General features: G+C 72.8%; 16 protein-coding genes. 10 read left to right on the top strand and 6 right to left on the bottom strand.

Annotated elements, in window-relative coordinates; all coding sequences use genetic code 11:
- Positions 1-42: 42 nt before the first annotated feature.
- Complete coding sequence (locus VKA29_RS04765) at positions 43-564, bottom strand: TetR family transcriptional regulator (RefSeq protein WP_324784205.1); 522 nt, start codon at positions 562-564, stop codon at positions 43-45.
- A gap of 450 nt (positions 565-1,014) precedes the next feature.
- Between VKA29_RS04765 and VKA29_RS04760 the strand changes: the two genes are divergently transcribed.
- Positions 1,015-2,523, top strand: coding sequence for an FAD-dependent monooxygenase (locus VKA29_RS04760; RefSeq protein WP_324783904.1), 1,509 nt, complete (start codon positions 1,015-1,017; stop codon positions 2,521-2,523).
- 22 nt (positions 2,524-2,545) lie between these two features.
- Here the strand turns inward: VKA29_RS04760 and VKA29_RS04755 are convergent, their stop codons facing one another.
- Entirely contained in the window at positions 2,546-3,055 is a 510-nt protein-coding gene (locus VKA29_RS04755) for a MarR family transcriptional regulator (protein WP_324783903.1), read from the bottom strand.
- Between the two features lie 107 nt (positions 3,056-3,162).
- Here VKA29_RS04755 and VKA29_RS04750 point away from each other — a divergent pair, with 107 nt between their 5' ends.
- A complete protein-coding gene (locus tag VKA29_RS04750) occupies positions 3,163-4,326 on the top strand; it encodes an EamA family transporter (protein WP_324783902.1) in 1,164 nt (387 codons plus the stop codon).
- 392 nt (positions 4,327-4,718) lie between these two features.
- On the opposite strand, the gene pepN is transcribed toward VKA29_RS04750, so the two are convergent.
- Positions 4,719-7,286, bottom strand: a complete 2,568-nt coding sequence (pepN, locus tag VKA29_RS04745; protein WP_324783901.1) for an aminopeptidase N — start codon at positions 7,284-7,286, stop codon at positions 4,719-4,721.
- 101 nt (positions 7,287-7,387) lie between these two features.
- Here pepN and VKA29_RS04740 point away from each other — a divergent pair, with 101 nt between their 5' ends.
- A complete protein-coding gene (locus VKA29_RS04740) occupies positions 7,388-7,618 on the top strand; it encodes a ribbon-helix-helix domain-containing protein (RefSeq protein WP_324783900.1) in 231 nt (76 codons plus the stop codon).
- A complete protein-coding gene (locus VKA29_RS04735; RefSeq protein ID WP_324783899.1) occupies positions 7,605-7,952 on the top strand; it encodes a type II toxin-antitoxin system PemK/MazF family toxin in 348 nt (115 codons plus the stop codon). Before VKA29_RS04740 ends, VKA29_RS04735 begins: the two co-directional genes overlap by 14 nt.
- A gap of 98 nt (positions 7,953-8,050) precedes the next feature.
- On the opposite strand, the gene VKA29_RS04730 is transcribed toward VKA29_RS04735, so the two are convergent.
- Positions 8,051-9,070, bottom strand: a complete 1,020-nt coding sequence (locus VKA29_RS04730; RefSeq protein ID WP_324783898.1) for an aspartate-semialdehyde dehydrogenase — start codon at positions 9,068-9,070, stop codon at positions 8,051-8,053.
- 310 nt (positions 9,071-9,380) lie between these two features.
- Here VKA29_RS04730 and VKA29_RS04725 point away from each other — a divergent pair, with 310 nt between their 5' ends.
- The 4 genes from VKA29_RS04725 (at position 9,381) to VKA29_RS04710 (ending at position 11,971) form a co-directional block, all read left to right on the top strand.
- Positions 9,381-9,902, top strand: coding sequence for a sigma-70 family RNA polymerase sigma factor (locus VKA29_RS04725; protein ID WP_324783897.1), 522 nt, complete (start codon positions 9,381-9,383; stop codon positions 9,900-9,902).
- A 1-nt stretch (position 9,903) separates the two neighbouring features.
- Complete coding sequence (locus tag VKA29_RS04720; RefSeq protein ID WP_324783896.1) at positions 9,904-10,674, top strand: hypothetical protein; 771 nt, start codon at positions 9,904-9,906, stop codon at positions 10,672-10,674.
- Between the two features lie 65 nt (positions 10,675-10,739).
- Entirely contained in the window at positions 10,740-11,267 is a 528-nt protein-coding gene (locus VKA29_RS04715) for an RNA polymerase sigma factor (RefSeq protein WP_420718436.1), read from the top strand.
- Positions 11,264-11,971 carry a hypothetical protein gene (locus VKA29_RS04710; protein ID WP_324783895.1) on the top strand — a complete coding sequence of 236 codons (708 nt, stop codon included), beginning with the start codon at positions 11,264-11,266 and terminating at the stop codon, positions 11,969-11,971. Before VKA29_RS04715 ends, VKA29_RS04710 begins: the two co-directional genes overlap by 4 nt.
- 65 nt (positions 11,972-12,036) lie before the next feature.
- On the opposite strand, the gene VKA29_RS04705 is transcribed toward VKA29_RS04710, so the two are convergent.
- Complete coding sequence (locus VKA29_RS04705; RefSeq protein ID WP_324783894.1) at positions 12,037-15,339, bottom strand: S8 family serine peptidase; 3,303 nt, start codon at positions 15,337-15,339, stop codon at positions 12,037-12,039.
- Between the two features lie 275 nt (positions 15,340-15,614).
- Here VKA29_RS04705 and VKA29_RS04700 point away from each other — a divergent pair, with 275 nt between their 5' ends.
- Both VKA29_RS04700 and VKA29_RS04695 read left to right on the top strand, forming a co-directional pair.
- Positions 15,615-16,082 (top strand): NUDIX hydrolase, encoded by a 468-nt coding sequence (locus VKA29_RS04700; RefSeq protein WP_324783893.1) that lies wholly within the window; start codon positions 15,615-15,617, stop codon positions 16,080-16,082.
- A 209-nt stretch (positions 16,083-16,291) separates the two neighbouring features.
- The gene (locus VKA29_RS04695) at positions 16,292-18,043 is read left to right on the top strand and encodes a TIGR03767 family metallophosphoesterase (RefSeq protein WP_324783892.1); all 1,752 of its coding nucleotides are present in this window, start codon (positions 16,292-16,294) and stop codon (positions 18,041-18,043) included.
- Between the two features lie 125 nt (positions 18,044-18,168).
- Here the strand turns inward: VKA29_RS04695 and VKA29_RS04690 are convergent, their stop codons facing one another.
- Complete coding sequence (locus VKA29_RS04690) at positions 18,169-19,287, bottom strand: hypothetical protein (RefSeq protein WP_324783891.1); 1,119 nt, start codon at positions 19,285-19,287, stop codon at positions 18,169-18,171.
- Positions 19,288-19,540: the final 253 nt, after the last annotated feature.

Here is a 19,540-nt window from a genome sequence, read left to right as displayed (position 1 = left end):
GCTGATGCCCGGTTGTGGATGCCTGGCACGCGTGGGGCGCGGTCACGGGTGGGGCGCGGTCAGGTACCGCTGGACCGTGGGGGCCAGCCACGCCACGATCTCCTCGCGGGTCAGGTCCACGGCCGACGGCAGCCGCAGCACGTAACGGGTCAGCGCCAGCCCGAGCAGCTGCGTCGCACTGAGCGCCGCCCGCGCCGGGACCTGCTCCGGGTCCGGGCACACCTGGCGGGCGACCGGCAGCAACTGCTCCCGGAAGATGCCCTGCATCCGCTCCGCCCCCGCCTGCCCGGCCGCGCCGACCCGGAGCAGGGCGGTGAGCTCCTCGTTCGCCTCCCACAGTTCGAGAAAATGGGTCACCAGCGCCCGGCCGACCTCCTCACGGGGCAGGAAGCCGAGGTCGGGCAGTTTCAGGTCGACGGAGACGGCCGCCGCGAACAGGCCCTCCTTGGTGCCGTAGTAGCGCATCACCATCGACGGGTCGATACGCGCGTCCCTGGCGATGGCGCGGATGGTGGCCCGTTCGTAGCCGTCGGCCGCGAAGCGCTCGCGGGCCGCGGCGAGGATCGCCTCGCGGGTGGCGTCGGAACGGCGGCGGGTGCGGGGGACTTGCGGTGCCTGTGAGGCGTGGGCGGTGCCGCTGTCCCTGTCGCCGTCCGGACGGCCGCCGCCCAGACCGTTGCCGTCCGGGTCGTTGCCCCTCAGGCCGCTGCCACCAGGGTCGTTGCCGCCCGGTTCGTTGCCGCCCGGGCCGTGCTCCCCGGTTGTCGCGGTTCTCGGCGCGTTGCTGGTGTTCCTGGTGTTGTTGCTGGTGCTCTTGATGTTCGCGGTGCCGCTGCTCCCGTTCATGCTCACGAGCGTATGCCAACACCCGTTTGCCAACAAGTGTTGACCCGAGTTCGCGGGTACCCGTATCGTCGTCAACGAGCGTTGGCCAACAAGCGTTGGGCAACAGTTGTTGGTCAACGGGCGTTGGCCCGGCTGTTGGCCCATAGGCGTAGGCATCAGGAGGTCACCATGAACGGCACCGCCACCCCTCGGAACGGCACCGGCGCCCACGAGAACGGCGCCGCCGGTCCCGTGATCGTCGTCGGCTCCGGGCCCACCGGCCTGCTGCTGGCGGGCGACCTCGCCACCGCCGGCGTCCCGGTCACCGTCCTGGAGAGGCGGCCCCACCACATCAGCAACCTCTCCCGCGCCTTCGTCCTGCACGCCCGCACCCTCGAACAACTCGACGCCCGCGCCCTCGCCGACGAGTTGGAGGCGGTCGGCCGCCCGCTGGACCACCTCCGCCTCTTCACCCACCTCGCCGTCGACCTCGCCGCCCTCCCCAGCCGCTTCAACCATCTCCTCGTCATCCCGCAGTACGAGGTGGAGAAGGTCCTGGAGCGGCGTGCGGTCGAGGCGGGGGCGGAGTTCCGCCACGAGACCGAGGTGACCGGGATCGCGCAGGACGCGGACGGCGTGAGCGTCGAGGTCCGCGGTCCCGGGGGAGCGGCGGAGACGCTGCGGGCCGCGTACGTCGTCGGCGCCGACGGCATGCGCAGCACCGTGCGGCAGGCGGTCGGGCTGCCCTTCCCCGGCCGCTCCGTGATCCGTTCCGTCGTCCTCGCCGACGTGCGGCTGGCCGAGCAGCCCGAGACGCTGCTCACCGTCAACGCCGTCGGCGACGCCTTCGCCTTCCTCGCGCCCTTCGGTGACGGCTACCACCGCGTCATCGGCTGGCACCGCGGCCACGACATCCCCGAGGACGCGCCGCTCGGTCTCGACGAGATCAAGGAGATCACCCGTCTCGCCCTCGGCACCGACTACGGCATGCACGACGCCCGCTGGATGTCCCGCTTCCACAGCGACGAACGTCAGGCGCCCGCCTACCGCGTGGGCCGGGTCTTCCTCGCCGGGGACGCCGCGCACGTGCACACCCCGGCCGGCGGCCAGGGCATGAACACCGGGCTGCAGGACGCGGCCAACCTGAGCTGGAAGCTGGCCGCCGTGGTGCGGGGCCACGCGGACCCTGCCCTCCTCGACACCTACCAGGCCGAACGCCACCCCGTCGGCAAGTCGGTCCTGCGCAGCAGCGGCGGCCTGATCCGCCTCGCCATGGCGAACCGGCCCTGGACGCGGGCGGCCCGGGCGGCCCTGACCACGTGCCTCAACACCGTCGCCCCGGCCGGTCAGGCGCTCGCCGCCCAGGTCGCCGGCATCGGCTACCGCTACCCCGCCCCGCGCGGCGCCCACCGGCTGACCGGCACGCGCGTCCCGGACGTCGCCCTCCAGGGCGGCCGCCTCTACGAGGCCCTGCGCGGCGGCCGGTTCGTGCTGATCACCCCGGAGATCCACGAGGGCGACGGCGCCCGCAAGGACCGGCTCGCGGTGGAGCGCTGGGCGAGCGACCGCCGTACGACGGTGCTGGTGCGCCCCGACGGTTACGTGGCCTGGGCCGCGGACGAGGCGGACGCCCGGACGATCGAGAACGCGCTCGCCGCGCACGTGGGGGCCGCCGGACTCGCGGCGCACGTGGGCTGACCGGGCTCCCCGCGCCCGGCCGTCACTGCGGGCCGGGCGTCCCGGCGAGCAACTTCCTCAGCAGGCCGGCCAGTTGGTCGGCCTGTTCGGCGTCCAGAAGAGTGGACAGGGCCTCCGTCTGAATGGCGAGGCCCGCGCCGACGGCCTCGTCGATGAGCCGCAGCCCCTTGTCGGTCAGGGTCACGTGCAGGCCCCGGCGGTCGTGCGGATCGGGGGAGCGGCGCAGCAGACCGGCGCGTTCCAGTTTGTCGAGCCGGCCCGTCATACCGCCCGTGGTGAGCATCAGGGTCGCCGAGAGGCGGCGGGGTGAGAGGGTGTAGGGCTCGCCGGACCGGCGCAGGGTGGCGAGGACGTCGAACTCGCCGCGGGAGATGCCGTAGGGGGCGTAGGCCTTCTCCACGCGGTCGCCCATGGCGCGGGCGATCCGGTAGATCCGACCGAAGACCTCCATCGCGGTGGTGTCGAGGTCGGGGCGGACCTGCGCCCACTGCTCGATGATCGCGTCCACGGCGTCCCTGGGCTCTGCGTTCATGCGGTGAGTATCCGCCCCGCTCCCGGTCGGTCGCAAGAAACTTGCTTGACGAAAAGTAGCTTAGAGCTAAGCTACTTACAACCAAGCTAATCGAGAGGGGTCCTGCCATGGGACGCTCCCTGACGTCGGCGACATCCCCGACATCCGCGGGACCCGCGGGGTCCGCGAGATCCGCGACATCCACGACCGCACTGCTCACGGCCCTGGCCCCGATCTCCTGGGGCACCACCTACGCCGTCACCACCGAGCTGCTGCCGCCGGACCGCCCGCTGTTCGTCGCCCTGGTCCGGGCCCTGCCAGCCGGTCTGCTGCTGCTCGCCCTGGCCCGGGTGCTGCCGCGCGGCGCCTGGTGGTGGCGGTCGGCCGTGCTCGGCGCGCTGAACATCGGGGCGTTCTTCCCGCTGCTGTTCCTGTCGGCGTACCGGCTGCCGGGCGGGCTGGCGGCGGTCGTCGGCTCGGTCGGGCCGCTGTTCGTGGTCGGGCTGTCGGCGCCGCTGCTGGGGCAGCGGCCGTCGGCGCGGTCGGTGCTGACCGGCGTCGTGGCCGCCTTCGGGGTCAGCCTGGTCGTGCTGAGGGCGGCCGGGGCGCTCGACCCGGTCGGCGTGCTGGCCGCGCTCGCCTCCACCGCGTCGATGTCCACCGGCACGGTGCTGACCAAGAAGTGGGGCCGCCCGACCGGCGTGGGCCCGCTGGCGCTCACCGGCTGGCAGCTGACCGCCGGCGGCCTGCTCATCGCCCCGCTCGCCCTGCTGGTGGAAGGCCCGCCGCCGGCCCTGGACGCCGCCGCGGTGGGCGGCTGCCTCTACCTCGCGCTCGCCAACACGGCCGTCGCCTACTGGCTGTGGTTCCGCGGCATCGGCCGGCTCACCGCCACCCAGGTCACCTTCCTCGGCCCGCTGTCCCCGCTGACGGCCGCGGTGGTCGGCTGGGCCGCCCTGGGCCAGACGCTGACCCCGCTCCAGCTGACGGGCATGGCGCTGGCGCTCGGAGCGACGATGGCGGGACAACTCGCCCCACGCACCGCCGCGCGGCAACCCGCCCCGCCCACTGCCGGAGACCGCGGCCGCCGCCCGAACCCCACCGGCCCGGGCCGTCACGGCGACCCGGCGAACGGAACCGGCATGGAGGGAACCGGCATGGACGGGCCCGGCGCGGACGGAACCGGCATGGACGGGCCCGGCGCGGACGTAAACGGCATGGACGGGCCCGGCGCGGACGGAACCGGCGCGCCGCACCTGACCCCCGCCACCGGCGTACGCCCCACTCCTTGAAGTGGCGGTCCTCCCCAGGTCCGCCGGCAGCCCCGCCTGCACCGCCCCCCAGCCCGTCCACGAGCGGGTCGGCGTGCTCGTCGACACCCCCTCGGCGCGGGCGACTTCGATCAGCCGCGCGACGAAACCGCGGTCGCCGGGGCCGTGCACGGTCGGCCGGAACCGGACGGCCGACGCCCGGACACCGCGTTCGGCCGGCGCCACGGCCGTGTTCTCCGACCGCCCCCGGACCTCCCCGAACGACCCGGCACCGGTCGTCTGCTCCGCCGTCCCGCCCCGCCCCGCCCGGGCCTGAACCGTCCGCGCCGCCCGCCTGCACAGGCCGCACACGCCGCCGGCGGGGCGCCCGCGACCGGGCGCCCCGCCGGGACGGGGACGGGATCGAGCCGCGCCTACCGCGCGTCCGCCGCCTGCGCCTTCAGCGCGCGCTCCACGCCCGAGCGGGACTCGGAGACCAGGCGCCGCAGGGCCGCGACCGGCTCGGCGGAGGCCAGCCAGGCGTCCGTCCGGTCCAGGGTGTCCTGGGACACCTGGACCGACGGGTACAGCCCGACCACGATCTGCTGGGCCATCTCGTGCGAGCGCGACTCCCAGATGTCCTTGACCACCTCGAAGTACTTCGCGGTGTACGGCGCCAGCAGCTCGCGCTGGTCCGTCTGCACGAACCCGCCGATGACCGCCTCCTGCACGGCGTTGGGCAGCTTGTCGGACTCCACGACCGACGCCCAGGCCTCCGCCTTCGCCTCCGGGGTCGGGCGGGCGGCACGGGAGGCCGCCGCGTGGCGCTCGCCGGCCGCCGTCTTGTCCCGCTCGTACTCGGCCGTGATCTCCGCCTCGTCGAAACGGCCGACGGCGGCCAGCCGCTCCACGAACGCCCACCGCAGCTCGGTGTCGACGACCAGGCCCTCGACCGTCTGCGAGCCGTCCAGCAGGGCCTCCAGCAGGTCCAGCTGCTCCGGCGTGCGGGCCGTCGCCGCGAACGCGCGCGCCCACGCCAGCTGGTGGTCGCCGCCCGGCGCCGCCGACCGCAGGTGGGCCAGCGTGGCGTCGGTCCAGCGGGTCAGCAGCGCCTCGCGGGCGGCCGGGTCGGCGTACAGGTCGATCGCCAGCTTCACCTGGCGGTGCAGCGACTGCACGACGCCGATGTCGGACTCCTTGCCGATGCCGGACAGCACCAGCGACAGGTAGTCGTGGGTGGCCAGCTCCGCGTCCCGGGTCATGTCCCAGGCCGACGCCCAGCACAGGGCGCGGGGGAGGGAGGACTCGAAGTCGCCGAGGTGCTCGGTGACGAACGCCAGCGACTCCTCGTCCAGACGGACCTTGGCGTACGACAGGTCGTCGTCGTTGAGCAGCACGACGTGCGGGCGGTGCCGGCCGGCCAGCTGCGGCACGGCGGTCAGCTCGCCGTCTACGTCCAGCTCGACGCGGTCCGTGCGCACCAGCTTGCCGCTCGCGTCGTCGCGGTCGTACAGGCCGACCGCGATGCGGTGCGGGCGCAGGGTCGGCTCGCCCTTGGCGCCGGCGGGCAGCGCCGGGGCCTCCTGGCGGATCGCGAACGACGTGATGACGCCCTCGCCGTCCGTCGCGATCTCGGGGCGCAGGACGTTGATGCCCGCCGTCTCCAGCCACGCCTTCGACCAGGCCTTCAGGTCGCGCCCGGAGGTCTCCTCCAGCGCGCCGAGCAGGTCGGACAGGCGGGTGTTGCCGAAGGCGTGCGCCTTGAAGTACGCCTGCACGCCCCGGAAGAACTCGTCCATGCCGACGTACGCCACCAGCTGCTTCAGGACGCTGGCGCCCTTGGCGTAGGTGATGCCGTCGAAGTTGACGAGCACGTCGTCCAGGTCGCGGATGTCCGCCATGATCGGGTGCGTGGAGGGCAGCTGGTCCTGCCGGTACGCCCACGTCTTCATGGAGTTGGCGAACGTCGTCCAGGAGTGCGGCCAGCGCGACTCGGGGTGGTGCGCCTGGCAGGCGATGGAGGTGTAGGTGGCGAACGACTCGTTCAGCCACAGGTCGTTCCACCACTCCATGGTGACCAGGTCGCCGAACCACATGTGGGCCAGCTCGTGCAGGATCGTCTCCGCGCGCACCTCGTACGCGGCGTCGGTCACCTTGGAACGGAAGACGTACTGGTCCCGGATGGTGACCGCGCCCGCGTTCTCCATCGCGCCCGCGTTGAACTCCGGCACGAACAGCTGGTCGTACTTCTCGAACGGGTAGGCGTAGTCGAACTTCTCCTGGAACCAGTCGAAGCCCTGCCGGGTCACCTCGAAGATCGCGTCCGAGTCGAGGAACTCGGCGAGCGAGGGACGGCAGTACACGCCGAGCGGGACGGACACGCCGTCCTTCTCGTACACGCTGTGGACGCTGTGGTACGGGCCGACGATCAGCGCCGTGATGTACGTCGAGATCCGCGGCGTCGGCTCGAAGACCCAGACGTCGTCCTTCGGCTCGGGCGTCGGGGAGTTGGACACGACGGTCCAGCCGGTCGGCGCCTTCACGGTGAACCGGAAGGTGGCCTTCAGGTCGGGCTGCTCGAACGACGCGAACACCCGGCGGGCGTCCGGCACCTCGAACTGGGTGTACAGGTACGCCTGGTCGTCGACCGGGTCGACGAACCGGTGCAGGCCCTCACCGGTGTTGGTGTACGCGCAGTCGGCCACCACCCGCAGGACGTTGGGACCCTCCAGCAGGCCGGGAAGCGCGATCCGGGAGTCCTTGAAGACCTCCGCCGGGTCGAGCGCGTCCCCGTTGAGGGTCACCTCGTGGACCGTCGGGGCCACCAGGTCGATGAAGGATTCGGCGCCGGTTTCGGTGACGTCGAAGCGCACCGTGGTCACGGACCTGTAGGTGCCGCCCTCCTGCGCGCCGGTGAGGTCGAGATCGATCTCGTACGAGTCAACGGTGAGCAGCTTCGCCCGCTGCTGCGCCTCTTCGCGAGTCAGGTTTGTGCCAGGCACGCGGTCATCTCCTCGTTATGTGTGGGTTCGGCCATCCTTCCATGAGGCACGCCCGGACGTGGGGTGGCCAAGCGGATGCTACCGAGGGTAGTATTGACGGTATGAAGATCAGTGTGAGTCTGCCCCAGGAGGATGTCGCCTTCGTCGACGAGTACGCGTCCAGAACGGAAGCCGAATCGCGGTCGGCCGTGATACATGCCGCCATTGAATTGCTGAGGGCCGCTCAGCTGGAGGCCGAGTACACGGAGGCCTTCGCCGAGTGGGACTCGGGCGAGGACGCCGAGTTCTGGGACGGGTTCAGCGGAGACGGGCTCACTGATGAGGCGCGGTGACATCTACCTGGTCGACTACGAGCCCGTACGCGGCAGCGAGGTCAACAAGGCGCGCCCCTCGGTCATCGTGTCCAACGACGGAGCCAATCAGGCGGTCGAACGCCACGGCCGAGGCGTGATCACCGTAGTGCCGCTGACGTCCAACACCACGCGGGTCCTGTCGTTCCAGGTATTCCTCAGCGCGGCCGAGTGCCACCTGCCGAAGGACTCGAAGGCCCAGTGCGAGCAGGTGCGGGCCGTTGCTCAGGAACGGATGCTCCGGCGGCTCGGTGCGGTGCCGCGACAGCGGATGGTGGAGATCGACGCCGCGCTCCGGCGGCATCTGGCGCTCTGAGGGGGCGGACGGCGAAGGGGCGGTCACCGGCTCCGGTGACCGCCCCTGCCACGTACCGCGTACGAGGCATCTCGTAGGCGGTACCTCGTACGTGCGTGTTACTTGCCGCTCAGCTCCGCCGCCACCAGTTCCGCGATCTGCACCGCGTTCAGGGCCGCGCCCTTGCGCAGGTTGTCGTTGGAGATGAACAGCGCCAGGCCGTTGTCCACCGTCTCGTCGCGGCGGATGCGGCCGACGTAGGAGGCGTCCTGGCCGGCCGCCTGCAGCGGGGTCGGGATGTCCGACAGCTCCACGCCGGGGGCGCCGGCCAGCAGCTCCGTCGCGCGCTCCGGCGGGATCGGGCGGGCGAAACGGGCGTTGACCTGGAGGGAGTGGCCGGTGAAGACCGGGACGCGCACGCAGGTGCCGGAGACCTTCAGGTCCGGGATCTCCAGGATCTTGCGGGACTCGTGGCGCAGCTTCTGCTCCTCGTCGGTCTCGTTCAGACCGTCGTCGACGAGGTTGCCCGCGAAGGGCAGCACGTTGAAGGCGATGGGCCGCTTGTAGACCTGCGGCTCCGGGAAGTCGGCCGCCCCGCCGTCGTGGGTGAGCTTGTCGGCGTCGGCGACGACCTTCTGCGTCTGCCCGTGCAGCTCGGCCACGCCCGCCAGGCCCGAGCCGGAGACGGCCTGGTAGGTGGAGACCACGAGCGCCTCCAGGCCGGCCTCCTGGTGCAGCACCTTCAGCACCGGCATCGCGGCCATGGTGGTGCAGTTCGGGTTGGCGATGATGCCCTTGGGGCGGTTCGCGATCGCGTGCGGGTTCACCTCGGAGACCACCAGGGGCACCTCCGGGTCCTTGCGCCAGGCGGAGGAGTTGTCGATCACGACCGGGCCCTGCGAGGCGACCTTCTCGGCCAGCGCCTTCGAGGTGGCGCCGCCCGCGGAGAACAGCACGATGTCGAGCCCGGTGTAGTCGGCGGTCGCCGCGTCCTCCACCGTCACCCCGTCCACGACCGTCCCCGCGGAGCGGGCCGAGGCGAACAGGCGCAGCTCGTCGACGGGGAAGTTCCGCTCCGTGAGGATCCTGCGCATGACCGTGCCGACCTGACCGGTGGCTCCGACGATTCCGACCCTCACGGCGACTCCCTGCTACGTGTTCCTGCGTGTGTGCGGCCTTTCCATCATGCGGCCGACCCTGACCTGCCTGTCCAATTCTTTGCGCGCCATGCCCGAGGAGTGGGACGCCCGCCGGTGACCCGCGATTGCGGAACTCCCGCCCGCACCCCGGCTGAGCTGCAGAAATTCGCCCCTGGACGGTTGTCGGCCGCAAGCTGTGCGGCCCGCGCCCGGCAGTGTGACGTACACCTCTGGACGATTTCCCGGGCTTCGGACGAACGTTTCCGGGCGCCGCGGCGTCGTAGGGGAAACGCGGTGAGGGGGGTGGCTTGTGCTGCGCAGAAAGGCCCGCCGGGCCCAGGAGGACGACGATCCCCTGGACGCGGCGCAGGAACGCCGGGTGCGGGCGGTGCTCGCGCTGGGCGGAGTGCCGCAGACGGACCTGCCGGACGGGGTGCAGCAGGTCCGTCTGCGGCTGCTGGAGCGGGCCGCGAGCGGCAAGGAGGCGCCGCGCGACGTGTCCGCGTGGGCGGCCGTCGTCGCCTCCAACCTGGCCATGGACTGGCACCGGGCCAAACGCCGCCAGGAGCGGCTCGGCGAGCGTCTCGCCTCCCTGCGCCAGCCGGAACACCTCTCCGGCGAGGACACCCGCGTGCTCTCCCTCGCCGTCGCCCGGGGCCTGGACGAACTGCCGGACGCCCAGCGCCAGGTCCTCGTCCTGCGCTTCTACGCCGACCTGCCGGTCCGCTCGATCGCCGACGAACTCGGCGTCCCGGAGGGCACGGTCAAGAGCCGGCTGCACACGGCGGTCCGGGCCCTGCGCGCCCGCCTGCACGAGGACGAGGTGGTGTGACATGACCGCCGGACACGACAGCTTCGCCGGAAACGACGGCTGCGAAAGCTACGACGGACACGACGGTGCCGACGCCCTGATGGCCGCGATCACCGGCGAGGACCCGCCCGACGCGGCCCGCGCGGACGCCGCCTTCCTGGCCGACCACCGCAGGGCCGCGGCGGACGTGACGCTGCTGCGCGAACAGCTCCGCATGATCGGCGAGGCGCTGGCCGAGCCCCCCACGCCCCCCGCACCCGCCGATGTCCGCGCCCCCGCGCCCGTACGGCCACCACGCGTCCGGCGCCGGGTGCGCGCGTTCGCCTTCGGCGCGCTGGCTGCGGCCGCCGTCGCGACCGTGCTGACGGGCATGGGCTGGCTGGCCGCGCAGGGCGGGTCCGGCGCGAGTTCGGACGCGGGCGGCGGAGACGCGAAGACCGCGCCCGACGCCGGCTCCCTCCTCGCCGATCCCGGCTACCTCGCCTGCGCCCGGGTGGTCGCCGAGGGCGCGGTCACCGGCGTGGAGCAACTGCCCGCGGGTACCGGCCAGGAGCGGATCGTCCTGCACGTGAACCGCTCGTACAAGCCGGAGCGGACCAAGCGGGAGATCACCTTCCTGCTCGACGAGGGCATGGTGCTCAAGGGCCTCCACAAGGGCGACCGCGTCCTGGTGGTGATCCCGCAGCACTCGGCCACCCCGGACCAGGTGCTCGTCGGCGAGCGGGCCATCGCCCGGGAACGCCCCGCGCTCACCCGGGCCCTGTCCACGTCGCGCGAGATCGCCTGCGAGTGACCGGTCTTCGAACGATCGGTGCGGCTCCCACGTCATAGGGGAAACACGACCGAGGGAGAACACCGTTGCCGATCAGGAGACCGCGGCGGGCGAAGGCGGAGACGGACCCGCTGGACGCGGCGCAGGCCGACCGGGTCCGCGCCGTCCTGGCCCTCGGCGGGGTTCCGCAGGAGGATCTCCAGGACGGGCTCCAGCAGGTCCGGCTGCGGCTGCTGGAGCGCCGCGCGCGGGGCGAGGACCCGCCGCGGGACGTGGGGGCCTGGGCCGCGGTGGTGGCCTCGAACCTCGCCGTGGACTGGCACCGCACCCGCAACCGGCAGGAGCGCGTCAGCGCGCGGCTCACCCTGCTGAGCGCCCCGGACGAGCAGAGACGGGACAGCACGGAGAACAGCCTGCGGGCCCTGGCCGTCGCCGAGGGCCTCGACGCCCTGCCCGCCGCGCAGCGGCAGGTGCTGGTCCTGCGCTACTACGCGGATCTGTCGGTGCCGCAGATCGCCGAGCAGCTCGGCATCCCCCTGGGCACGGTCAAGAGCAGGCTGTACGCGGCGGCGAAGCTCCTGCGCGAGCGGCTGCACGTGGAAGAGGCGGTGTGAGGGTGGAGAAGGACGACGAGCTGATGGCGGTCCTGCTGGGCGAGCCCTCACCCGCACCGGCCGGGGACCCGGCGGACCGGTACGCGGCCGCGGAACGCGACATGGCCGCCGTACGGGAACAGCTTCGGTGGATGGGGGACGGGCTGGCCCGGAAGGCGCCCGGGCGGGCGGAGCCCACCCCCGTGCGCGGGCGGCGCCCCGGGCGTCGGGGCCTGTTCGTCCTCGCGGCGTGCGCGGCCGCCGCGCTGCTGGGCACGGGCACGGCGTACCTCGTGGCGCACGACGGCGCCGTGGACGGCGGGTCCGACGCCCTGCTCACCTACGAGGGGCTCATCGCCTGCTCCGCCGGCGTCGTCGAGGGCACGGTGGAACGGGTCGAGCCCGCGGGCGGCGACCACCGGTACCGGATCGTGTTGGACGTGGACCGCTGGTACAAGCCGGCGAGCGGTGAGCGGCGGCTGGCCTTCACCGACGAGGGGGCGAACGTCCCGTCCTACTACCGGACCGGGGTGCGGATGCTCGTCCTGGTGTCGAGCCTGCCCGGGGAGGGACCCGAGACCTACCGCGCGGGCGATCCGCCCTACGGAGAGGGCGAGGGCGAGGGCCGTACCGGGGCCGCCCGCGACGCCCTGGAGGAAGGGCGGCTGCGTGTCGAGCGGGCGCTGCCGGCAGCCGGCGGCCTCCGGTGCGACGGCCCCGGATGACCGCGCACACGCCGAAGGGCGGGCGCCCGTACGGACGCCCGCCCCGTTGGCCGTGTCCGGCGGTGTTACGGCGTGACCTTCTCGATGGCCACGTTGCCGATGCCCGCGACCGTGCCGTTCGCGTTCACCAGCTGGACCTGGCCGAAGAACTCGCGGCCCTCCGGAGCGGCCGCCGCGGCGGTGACGTCCGCGGAGACGGTCGCCGAGGCGCCCGTGCCGAGCTGCACCGCGGCCGGGTCACCGACGGTGACGGTGCCGAGCGAGGAGGAGAAGAACACGTCCTGGTAGTCGTACCCGGTCGAGCCGGACGGGACCGAGTAGCCATCGACCTCGATGGTGTACGTCCCGGCGGCGGGCGAGGCGATCGAGACCGACTCCTCCGAGTCGCCGTCGGCGGACTGGGCGACTTTCTTGCCGTTCGCGTCGTAGACCGTCAGGTCCAGGTCGGCGCCCGCGTCCGAGACGTTGCCGATGGCGACGTCCAGGGACTTGGCGCCCGCGGGGACCTCGACCGTGGTGGTCTGGGTCTCGCCCTCCGCGATCGTCGGGCGGGCGGTCTTGGCCGAGCCGAGCGGGCCGCCGACCAGCTTGCCGTCGAGGGCGGCGAGCTGGTTCGTCACCTTCCAGGAGACGGCGGCCGGGGTGCCGACCTTGGCCTCCGGCACGGTCACGGTCTCCGGGTCGAAGGCCGCGCCGTAGACGGCGACGTCGAGCTTGTAGGGGTTGTCGAGCAGCGGCGAGGTGCGGCGCGACTCGACCTCGATCTCCCAGACGCCGGGCTGCGGGTCGGCGTACGCGCGCACGTCGGGCTTGCAGCCGTTGCCGTCGAGGTAGTTGTTGTAGCAGTACGGCGTCGAGGTGGTGTCGACCGGAACGCCGTACGGGTGGATCGCGATGAACCGGGTCTGGCTCTTGTCCTTCAGCCCGCCGATCGCGACCTCGAGGGACTTGGCGCCCTGCGGCACGGTCACGAAGTACGACTGCGAGCTGTTGCGCTGCACGGTGCTCGCGGCGGAGAAGGTGTACTTCACCGGCGCGGAGACGACGACCGTGGTGAGGATCTGCTCGTCGGTCCCCTCGGTCTTCGGGTCGTCGACCTCGAGGATCGCGCTCTTGATGCCCGCGGACTGCGGCGCGGCCTGCACCTTGACGGTCACCGGCTGGTTCAGCGGCAGCTTCACCTCGTCGGAGCCGACGATCCGGAAGGTGCCACCGGCGTTGTTGGCGATGTTCAGCTCGTGCCGGACGGCCCGGTCCGGGCCGGAGGTGCGGGTGACGGTGACGTCGTACGTCTTCTTCTGGCCCGCCTTCAGGCCGCCCTCGCGGTCGTACAGGCCCGTGCCGTAGCCCGGCGTCTTCAGGAACTGGTCGATCGCGGTGTCGACGGGCGCCTTGACGGCGTAGTCGTGCGCGGTGGCGCCGTCCCTGATGGCGTCCCAGGCGTCGACGATGTCGATGAGGCCCGCGCCCTCCTCGTAGGCCTGGACACCCCTGATGTGGTGGGCCGTCGAGGTCAGCGCCGTGCGCAGGGTGGCGGGCGTCAGGGCGACGCCCTTCTGCTTGGCGGCGCTCAGCAGCAGCGCGCTCGCACCGGCGGCCTGCGGGGACGCCATGGACGTGCCCTGCAGCATCGAGTAGCCGGCCGGCAGCGAGTAGCCCGCCTCGGCGACCGGGGAGCCCGGCAGCCAGGTCTGGGTGGTGTTGATCGAGGCGCCCGGGGCGACCAGGGTCGGCGTGAAGCCGCCGTCCTCACGCGGGCCGCGCGAGGAGAACGGCATCATGGCGTACGTCTTCTCCACGCCCGAGCCGTAGTTGGAGGCCCAGGTCGCCCGGGAGATGCCGGCGCCGACGGAGATCACCTTGTCGGCCAGGCCGGGGTCGCCGATGGTGTTGGCACCGGGGCCGGAGTTGCCGGCCGAGATGACCAGCTGCACGCCGTAGGTGTCGATGAGCCGCGTGTACAGCTCGGCGCGGGCGTTGTTGCCGTCGTTGAGCGCCGGCAGACCGCCGATCGACATGTTGACGATGTCGACGCCGCGGTTGACGACGAGGTCGATCATGCCCTCGGTGAGCGCGACGTTGGTGCAGCCGCCGCTCCAGGTGCAGGCGCGGGAGGAGACGATCTTCGCGCCCGGCGCCGCGCCGTTCATCTCGCCGCCGAACAGGCCGTTGGCGGAGGTGATGCCGGCGACGTGCGTGCCGTGCTCGGACTCGATGACGCCGATGTTGACGAAGTCGACCTTCTTGCCGACCCAGTCGCCGCCGTAGGGGTCCATCGGCACGTCCTTGCGGATCTGCACGACGAACGGCTGGCGCTCCACGACGTCGGTGGACGGGTCGTCGGTGCCGAAGTACCCGACCTGGAAACCGTCCTTGTACGGCTTCATCGGCGTGTCGTCGCTGAAGTCGTTGTTGTTGTTCAGGTCGACGCGCACCGTGCCGGCGGCGGCGTCGTACAGCACGCCCCAGCTGTCGGTGGTGTCGCCGTCCCGGTTGGCGTCGCCCTTGGCGTCACCGCCCGCGGTGACGGACTCACGGAACAGGCTGACCTGGTACGACCCGGCGGGTGCCGTCCAGGACTTGCCGCCGTAGGTGAAGCTCGGGCCGGACACCGAGGTGACCATCGGGCGCCAGGTGGCGTCGCTGTCGACGATCGGGTCGGTCGCCGTCACCCAGTCGACGATCTTCCGCTCGCCGGTGGTGGTCTTCTGCAGGGCCGGGTGGCCGAGGTCGACGCCGGAGTCGAGGATGCCGATGGTGACCCCGCGGCCGTCCGCCTTCGGGTGGTCCTGCACGAAGTCGACGGCGCCCGTCTCGAAGGACGGGTTGTACGGGTTCGTCGCCGGGGTGTTCTTGTCCGGCGCCGGGTAAGCCGTGGCCGTCGCGGCCGACTTGGCGGTGCCGGTGGCGCTCGGGTCGTCGAGCGGGATCTCGTCGCGCAGGTCGATGCCGTGCACGGAGGAGAGCTTGGCGGCGGCGGCGATGGCCGCGTCCGCCTTGGCGGTGGGGACCGTGGCGCGGACGTAGCCGAGCTTGTCGTAGGTCCGGCCCACCGAGCCGCCCTTGACCGCGTCCAGTTCATCGGCGACCTGCTCGGTCTTGCCGGGCGCGGTGGCGATCATCATCGTGACGTTCTTGTCGCCGGCGGCCTTGGCCGCGGCGAGCAGGTCCGCGTCGTCCGAACCCAGCTTGGCGTTCGCGGACTTGACGGCGCCGTCCGACGGGGCGGTGGCGGCCGGGGCGTCGGCGGAGAAGGCCATGGGTATCGGCCCCGCGGCGGAGAGCGCGGTGACGAGACCGGCGGCCACTGCGACGCGGGCCACGCGTCTCGCGCCCGATATCGGATCGCGCTGGGGGGTGTGGGTCATCGGCATCCCTTGTAGGTAAAGGAACGAGCTGGGTACGACCGGGCCGATCGGCCCTGGCCGCGGCAGTCCGGAAGGCGATCCCGGACGATCGCTCAGCTTTACGTAAACACCAGTTGTTTGGGGAGTGTTGACCGAAACGATATGGATGTATGGGGAAAACCCGCGATAACAATTGGGCTCATAAACGTTCAACCGGGACAAAACACCGCAGTGTTCCGGCGCCGGCCGACCGGCGTGGTGACGCGAAGCTTTCGCCGGCGGGCTAACGTCCCCCTGTGCGCGAGACGTTGCGGGTGGCGGCCTACGCCGTGTGCGTCCGGGACGGCCGACTGCTGCTGGCCCGCTGGATCAACGGGACCGGCGAGCCGGAGTGGACGCTGCCCGGCGGCGGCATGGAGCACGGCGAGCATCCCGGCGACACCGTGCTGCGGGAGGTGGAGGAGGAGACCGGCTACCACGTCGAGGTGACCGGCCTGCTCGGCGTCGACTCCTTCCGCCGCGGCGTCCCGCGCCGCTTCCGGCGCACCGCCGACCACCACGCCCTGCGGCTGTTCTACGAGGCGAGGATCACCGGCGGGCGACTGCGCGACGAGGTCGGCGGCTCGACGGACATGGCGGCCTGGCACGCCCTCGAGGAGGTGCCCGGCCTGACCCGGGTGCCGATGGTCGACCTGGGGCTGCGGCTGCTGCGGGAGCGGCCGGTCACCGGACGGCTGGACGAGGTCCGCTACCCCGGCGGATGAACACGGCGTGACCGTCTCCGGGCCGTCCGGGGAGCGCTCGTGGGCGCGCGGGGTGGCCCGAGATCCACGTCCGGTGATCGGCGTCGCGCGTTGCCGTCTCGTTCACGCGCAGGCCATTCCCGGTGCCAAGCATCCAGAGCGAGCGGGACGTTCGCGGCAGCGGGCGCCCGCGACCCTGCCGACGCGTTCGCACCCGGGGAGATCGCGCCATGTCGCGCACACGCTCTGTCGCCGCCCTCACGCCGGGCGTCAACCGCCGTACCGTCCTCGCCGCCACCGGCGCCGCGGCCGTCTCCGTGGGCGTCGGCCGGGCCCTGCGGCCCACCGACAGCCACGCCGCCGCCACCGGCGCCGCCCGCGTCGTGGCCCAGTCCCGCACGGCCCCGGCGGTGCCCCTGGCCCCCTACACCAGGGGCACCACCCTCGCCTCCGTCGCCACCCCGCGCACCGGCTCCGGCTACCGCCGCCTCGGCGACGGCCCCGGCTGGGCCCGCGTCGTCCGCGGCGAACTCGCCGCCCCGAAGTCCGGCCGGGCCGGCCGCCGCACCGCGCTCGCCGCCTTCGTGCAGCTCACCGACCTGCACCTGACCGACACCCAGCACCCGATGCGCCTGGAGTACCTGCGCTCCGCCGACCCGCACGCCTGGCGCCCGCAGGAGGCGCTCACCGTGCAGGGCGCGATCGCGCTGGTGGAGCGGATCAACGCGCTGCGCGGCGCGCCGGTCACCGGCTCCCCGCTGCACTTCGCCATGACCACCGGCGACAACACCGACAACAACGCCCGGTCCGAGCTGGAGTGGTTCCTGACGGTCATGAGCGGCGGCCGGATCACCCCGGACTCCGGCGATCCGCGCCACTACGAGGGCGTGCAGAACAGCGGCCTGAAGCAGTACTGGCAGCCCGACTCCACCGTCCGCGACGCCGACAAGCAGCTCGGCTTCCCGGACCTGGACGGCTTCCTCGCCGCCGCCGTCCGCGAGGTCCGCAGCCCCGGCCTCGACCTGCCCTGGTACTCCACCGTCGGCAACCACGACGCCATGCCGCTGGGCTGCTACGGCCACGGCGACTCCTGGCTCGCCGAGTACGCCGTCGGCGGGAAGAAGCTGATGAGCCTGCCCGCCGCCGAGGCCAGGAAGCTCAAGAGCGCGATCAGGAACGGCTCGGACCCCAGCGGCACCGCCTTCCGCGACCTGCTCAAGGCCCACGCCCGCGACATGCGCTCCGTCACGCCGGACGAACGGCGCGCCCCCTACACCCCGGCCGACTACCTCGAGGCCCACCTCGACCCCGCCCATCGCGGCCTCGGCCCGGTCGGCCACGGCTACTCCACCGCCAACCTCGCGGCGGGCACCCAGTACTACGCCTTCCGCATCGCCGACGACGTCGTCGGCATCAGCCTCGACACCACCGACCCGGGCGGCCACTACGAGGGGTCCCTCGGAAGCGCCCAGCTGAGGTGGCTGGACCGGCAGCTGCGCGACAACAAGGACTCCTACGTCGTCGTCTTCAGCCACCACACCAGCAGGACGATGACGAACACCGGCGTCGCCGACCCCGCCCGCCCCGCCGAACGCCGCCACGGCGGCCAGGAGGTCCTCGCCCTCCTCGGCAGTCACCGCAACGTCCTGGCCTGGGTGAACGGCCACATCCACCGCAACGAGATCACCCCGCACTCGGCCCCCGACGGCCGCTCCTTCTGGGAGATCTCCACCGCCTCGCACGTGGACCACCCCCAGCTCGCCCGCGTCATCGAGATCGCCGACAACAAGGACGGCACCCTGTCCCTGTTCACCACCCTCGTGGAGTCCTCTGCCCCGCACCGCACGGACTTCGCCGACCTCTCCCAGACGGGCCTGGCCGCCCTGTACCGGGAGCTGTCCTTCAACGCCCCCGGCGCGAGCCGGACGCTGGGCGGCGACGCGAACGACCGCAACACCGAACTGGTCCTGCGCAAGGCCTGAACGCGCGCACCGGAAGAGGCCGCCGGGCCACCGAAGGCCCGGTGGCCCGGCAGCCCCTCCCGGACGACCCGGCGACAGGGCCCGGACGACCCGGCGACAGGGCCCGGACGACCCGGAGGCAGGGCCTAACGGGGCTCCACGACGACGTGCGCGGCCGGTTCCCGGTCCGCGGCGGCCATCAGCGCCGTACGGACGATCGCCGCCTGCTGCCGCATGGCGTCCCGCAGCTTTCTCGGTGTGACGTGGACGACCGTGATGCCCAGGCGCTCCAGGTGCTCGCGCTTGCGGGCGTACTCCGACCACGGCGCGCCCTCGTCGTGACGCGGGGCGCGGGTGTCGAGGTCCACCGCCACGGCCTCCCGCGGCCAGTAGGCGTCGAGCCCGCCCAGGTGCGGTCCGCCCGGCAGGCGCAGCTCGACGTTCCACATCGGCTCGGGCAGGCCGTACTCGCGCACCATCCGGTACAGGCGGTCCTCGGCGACCGCCCGGCCCTCGGCCAGCAGGGAGTCCACCGCGTCCAGCACGTGCGGCCGGTCCAGCAGCTTCGCCCGGTCCAGCTCCCGGACGACGGCGGCCGGTTCGCAGTGGCCGTCGCGCACCGCCTCGGTCAGCAGCCGGCGCACCCGGCCCGAGTCCGTCAGCCGGGCCACCGCGTCCGCCAGGGCGCGCGGCACCGGCGCCACCGGAACGCCCGTCACCAGGCGGGCGGCCGGCAGCGCGGACGTGCGGACGATCCGCGCGCAGCCGGCCGAACGCAGCCGGCGCAGCCGGGGGACCAGGACGTCGATCTTCTCCAGTGCCGGCAGCGTCGGCGCGGCGGCGAAGCCGTGCAGCGCCAGGGCGGCCAGGCCGGTGATCACCGCGTCCGGGTACACCGGCCGGTGCGGCTGCCCGATGCCCGGCTGCACCGGCACCGCGGCGCCCGGCCGCGCGGGCCGGGGCGGCTGCCCGGCGGCCGGTTGCTCCGGCACCGCGGTGGCCGTCCGGGCGGGCGCCCCGGCGTCCGCTTCGCGCGCCGCGTACCTCAGCACCGCGTGCAGCCGCTCCTCGCTGGTCGCCCGCCCTGGGTGCAGCAGGAAGACGCCCGGGAGGATCTGCTGCCAGGGGCCGCCGGGGCGGCAGTGCTCGTTCGTCTCCGCGGGCGACACACCGAGCGAGCGCAACTGGGCCGTCGTCAGCACGCGGCCGCGGACCTCGGGGAGGGGACGGGCGGAAAGGCGAGCGCGGGGGGTGTTGTGATTCATGCACCGGCCATTCCCACCACCCGCCGGGCCTCTAACCGCTGTTACACGCTTGTCGACAAATGCGGACAACGCGGCGCTAAAGGACGGGTGTTCGGATGCCGAAGAGCAAGGAAAACCCCTGGTCCGTCCCGGCGGGACCAGGGGTTACGGCTGCTGTTGCCCGAATTACGTAACGGCGACGGCCGTTTCTCTCATGTCAGCTGAGCGGGCAGGTGGCGGTGGCCCTGTCGGTCCACGACAGGCCGGCGGCCGC

The sequence above is a fragment of the Streptomyces sp. H51 genome, from assembly GCF_035656535.1.
Taxonomy (GTDB): domain Bacteria; phylum Actinomycetota; class Actinomycetes; order Streptomycetales; family Streptomycetaceae; genus Streptomyces.
The sequence above is the reverse complement of the archived record's forward strand: the minus strand, read 5'-3'. Positions and strand labels throughout refer to the sequence as shown.

What these genes read in the sequence shown, in the direction of transcription:
- VKA29_RS04760 (WP_324783904.1), top strand. Translation starts at nt 1,015, where the DNA reads ATGAACGGCACCGCCACCCCTCGGAACGGCACCGGCGCCCACGAGAAC.
- VKA29_RS04735 (WP_324783899.1), top strand. Translation starts at nt 7,605, where the DNA reads ATGAGGCGCGGTGACATCTACCTGGTCGACTACGAGCCCGTACGCGGC.
- VKA29_RS04755 (WP_324783903.1), bottom strand. Translation starts at nt 3,055, where the DNA reads ATGAACGCAGAGCCCAGGGACGCCGTGGACGCGATCATCGAGCAGTGG.
- VKA29_RS04695 (WP_324783892.1), top strand. Translation starts at nt 16,292, where the DNA reads ATGTCGCGCACACGCTCTGTCGCCGCCCTCACGCCGGGCGTCAACCGC.
- VKA29_RS04705 (WP_324783894.1), bottom strand. Translation starts at nt 15,339, where the DNA reads ATGACCCACACCCCCCAGCGCGATCCGATATCGGGCGCGAGACGCGTG.
- VKA29_RS04690 (WP_324783891.1), bottom strand. Translation starts at nt 19,287, where the DNA reads ATGAATCACAACACCCCCCGCGCTCGCCTTTCCGCCCGTCCCCTCCCC.
- VKA29_RS04720 (WP_324783896.1), top strand. Translation starts at nt 9,904, where the DNA reads ATGACCGCCGGACACGACAGCTTCGCCGGAAACGACGGCTGCGAAAGC.
- VKA29_RS04740 (WP_324783900.1), top strand. Translation starts at nt 7,388, where the DNA reads ATGAAGATCAGTGTGAGTCTGCCCCAGGAGGATGTCGCCTTCGTCGAC.
- VKA29_RS04750 (WP_324783902.1), top strand. Translation starts at nt 3,163, where the DNA reads ATGGGACGCTCCCTGACGTCGGCGACATCCCCGACATCCGCGGGACCC.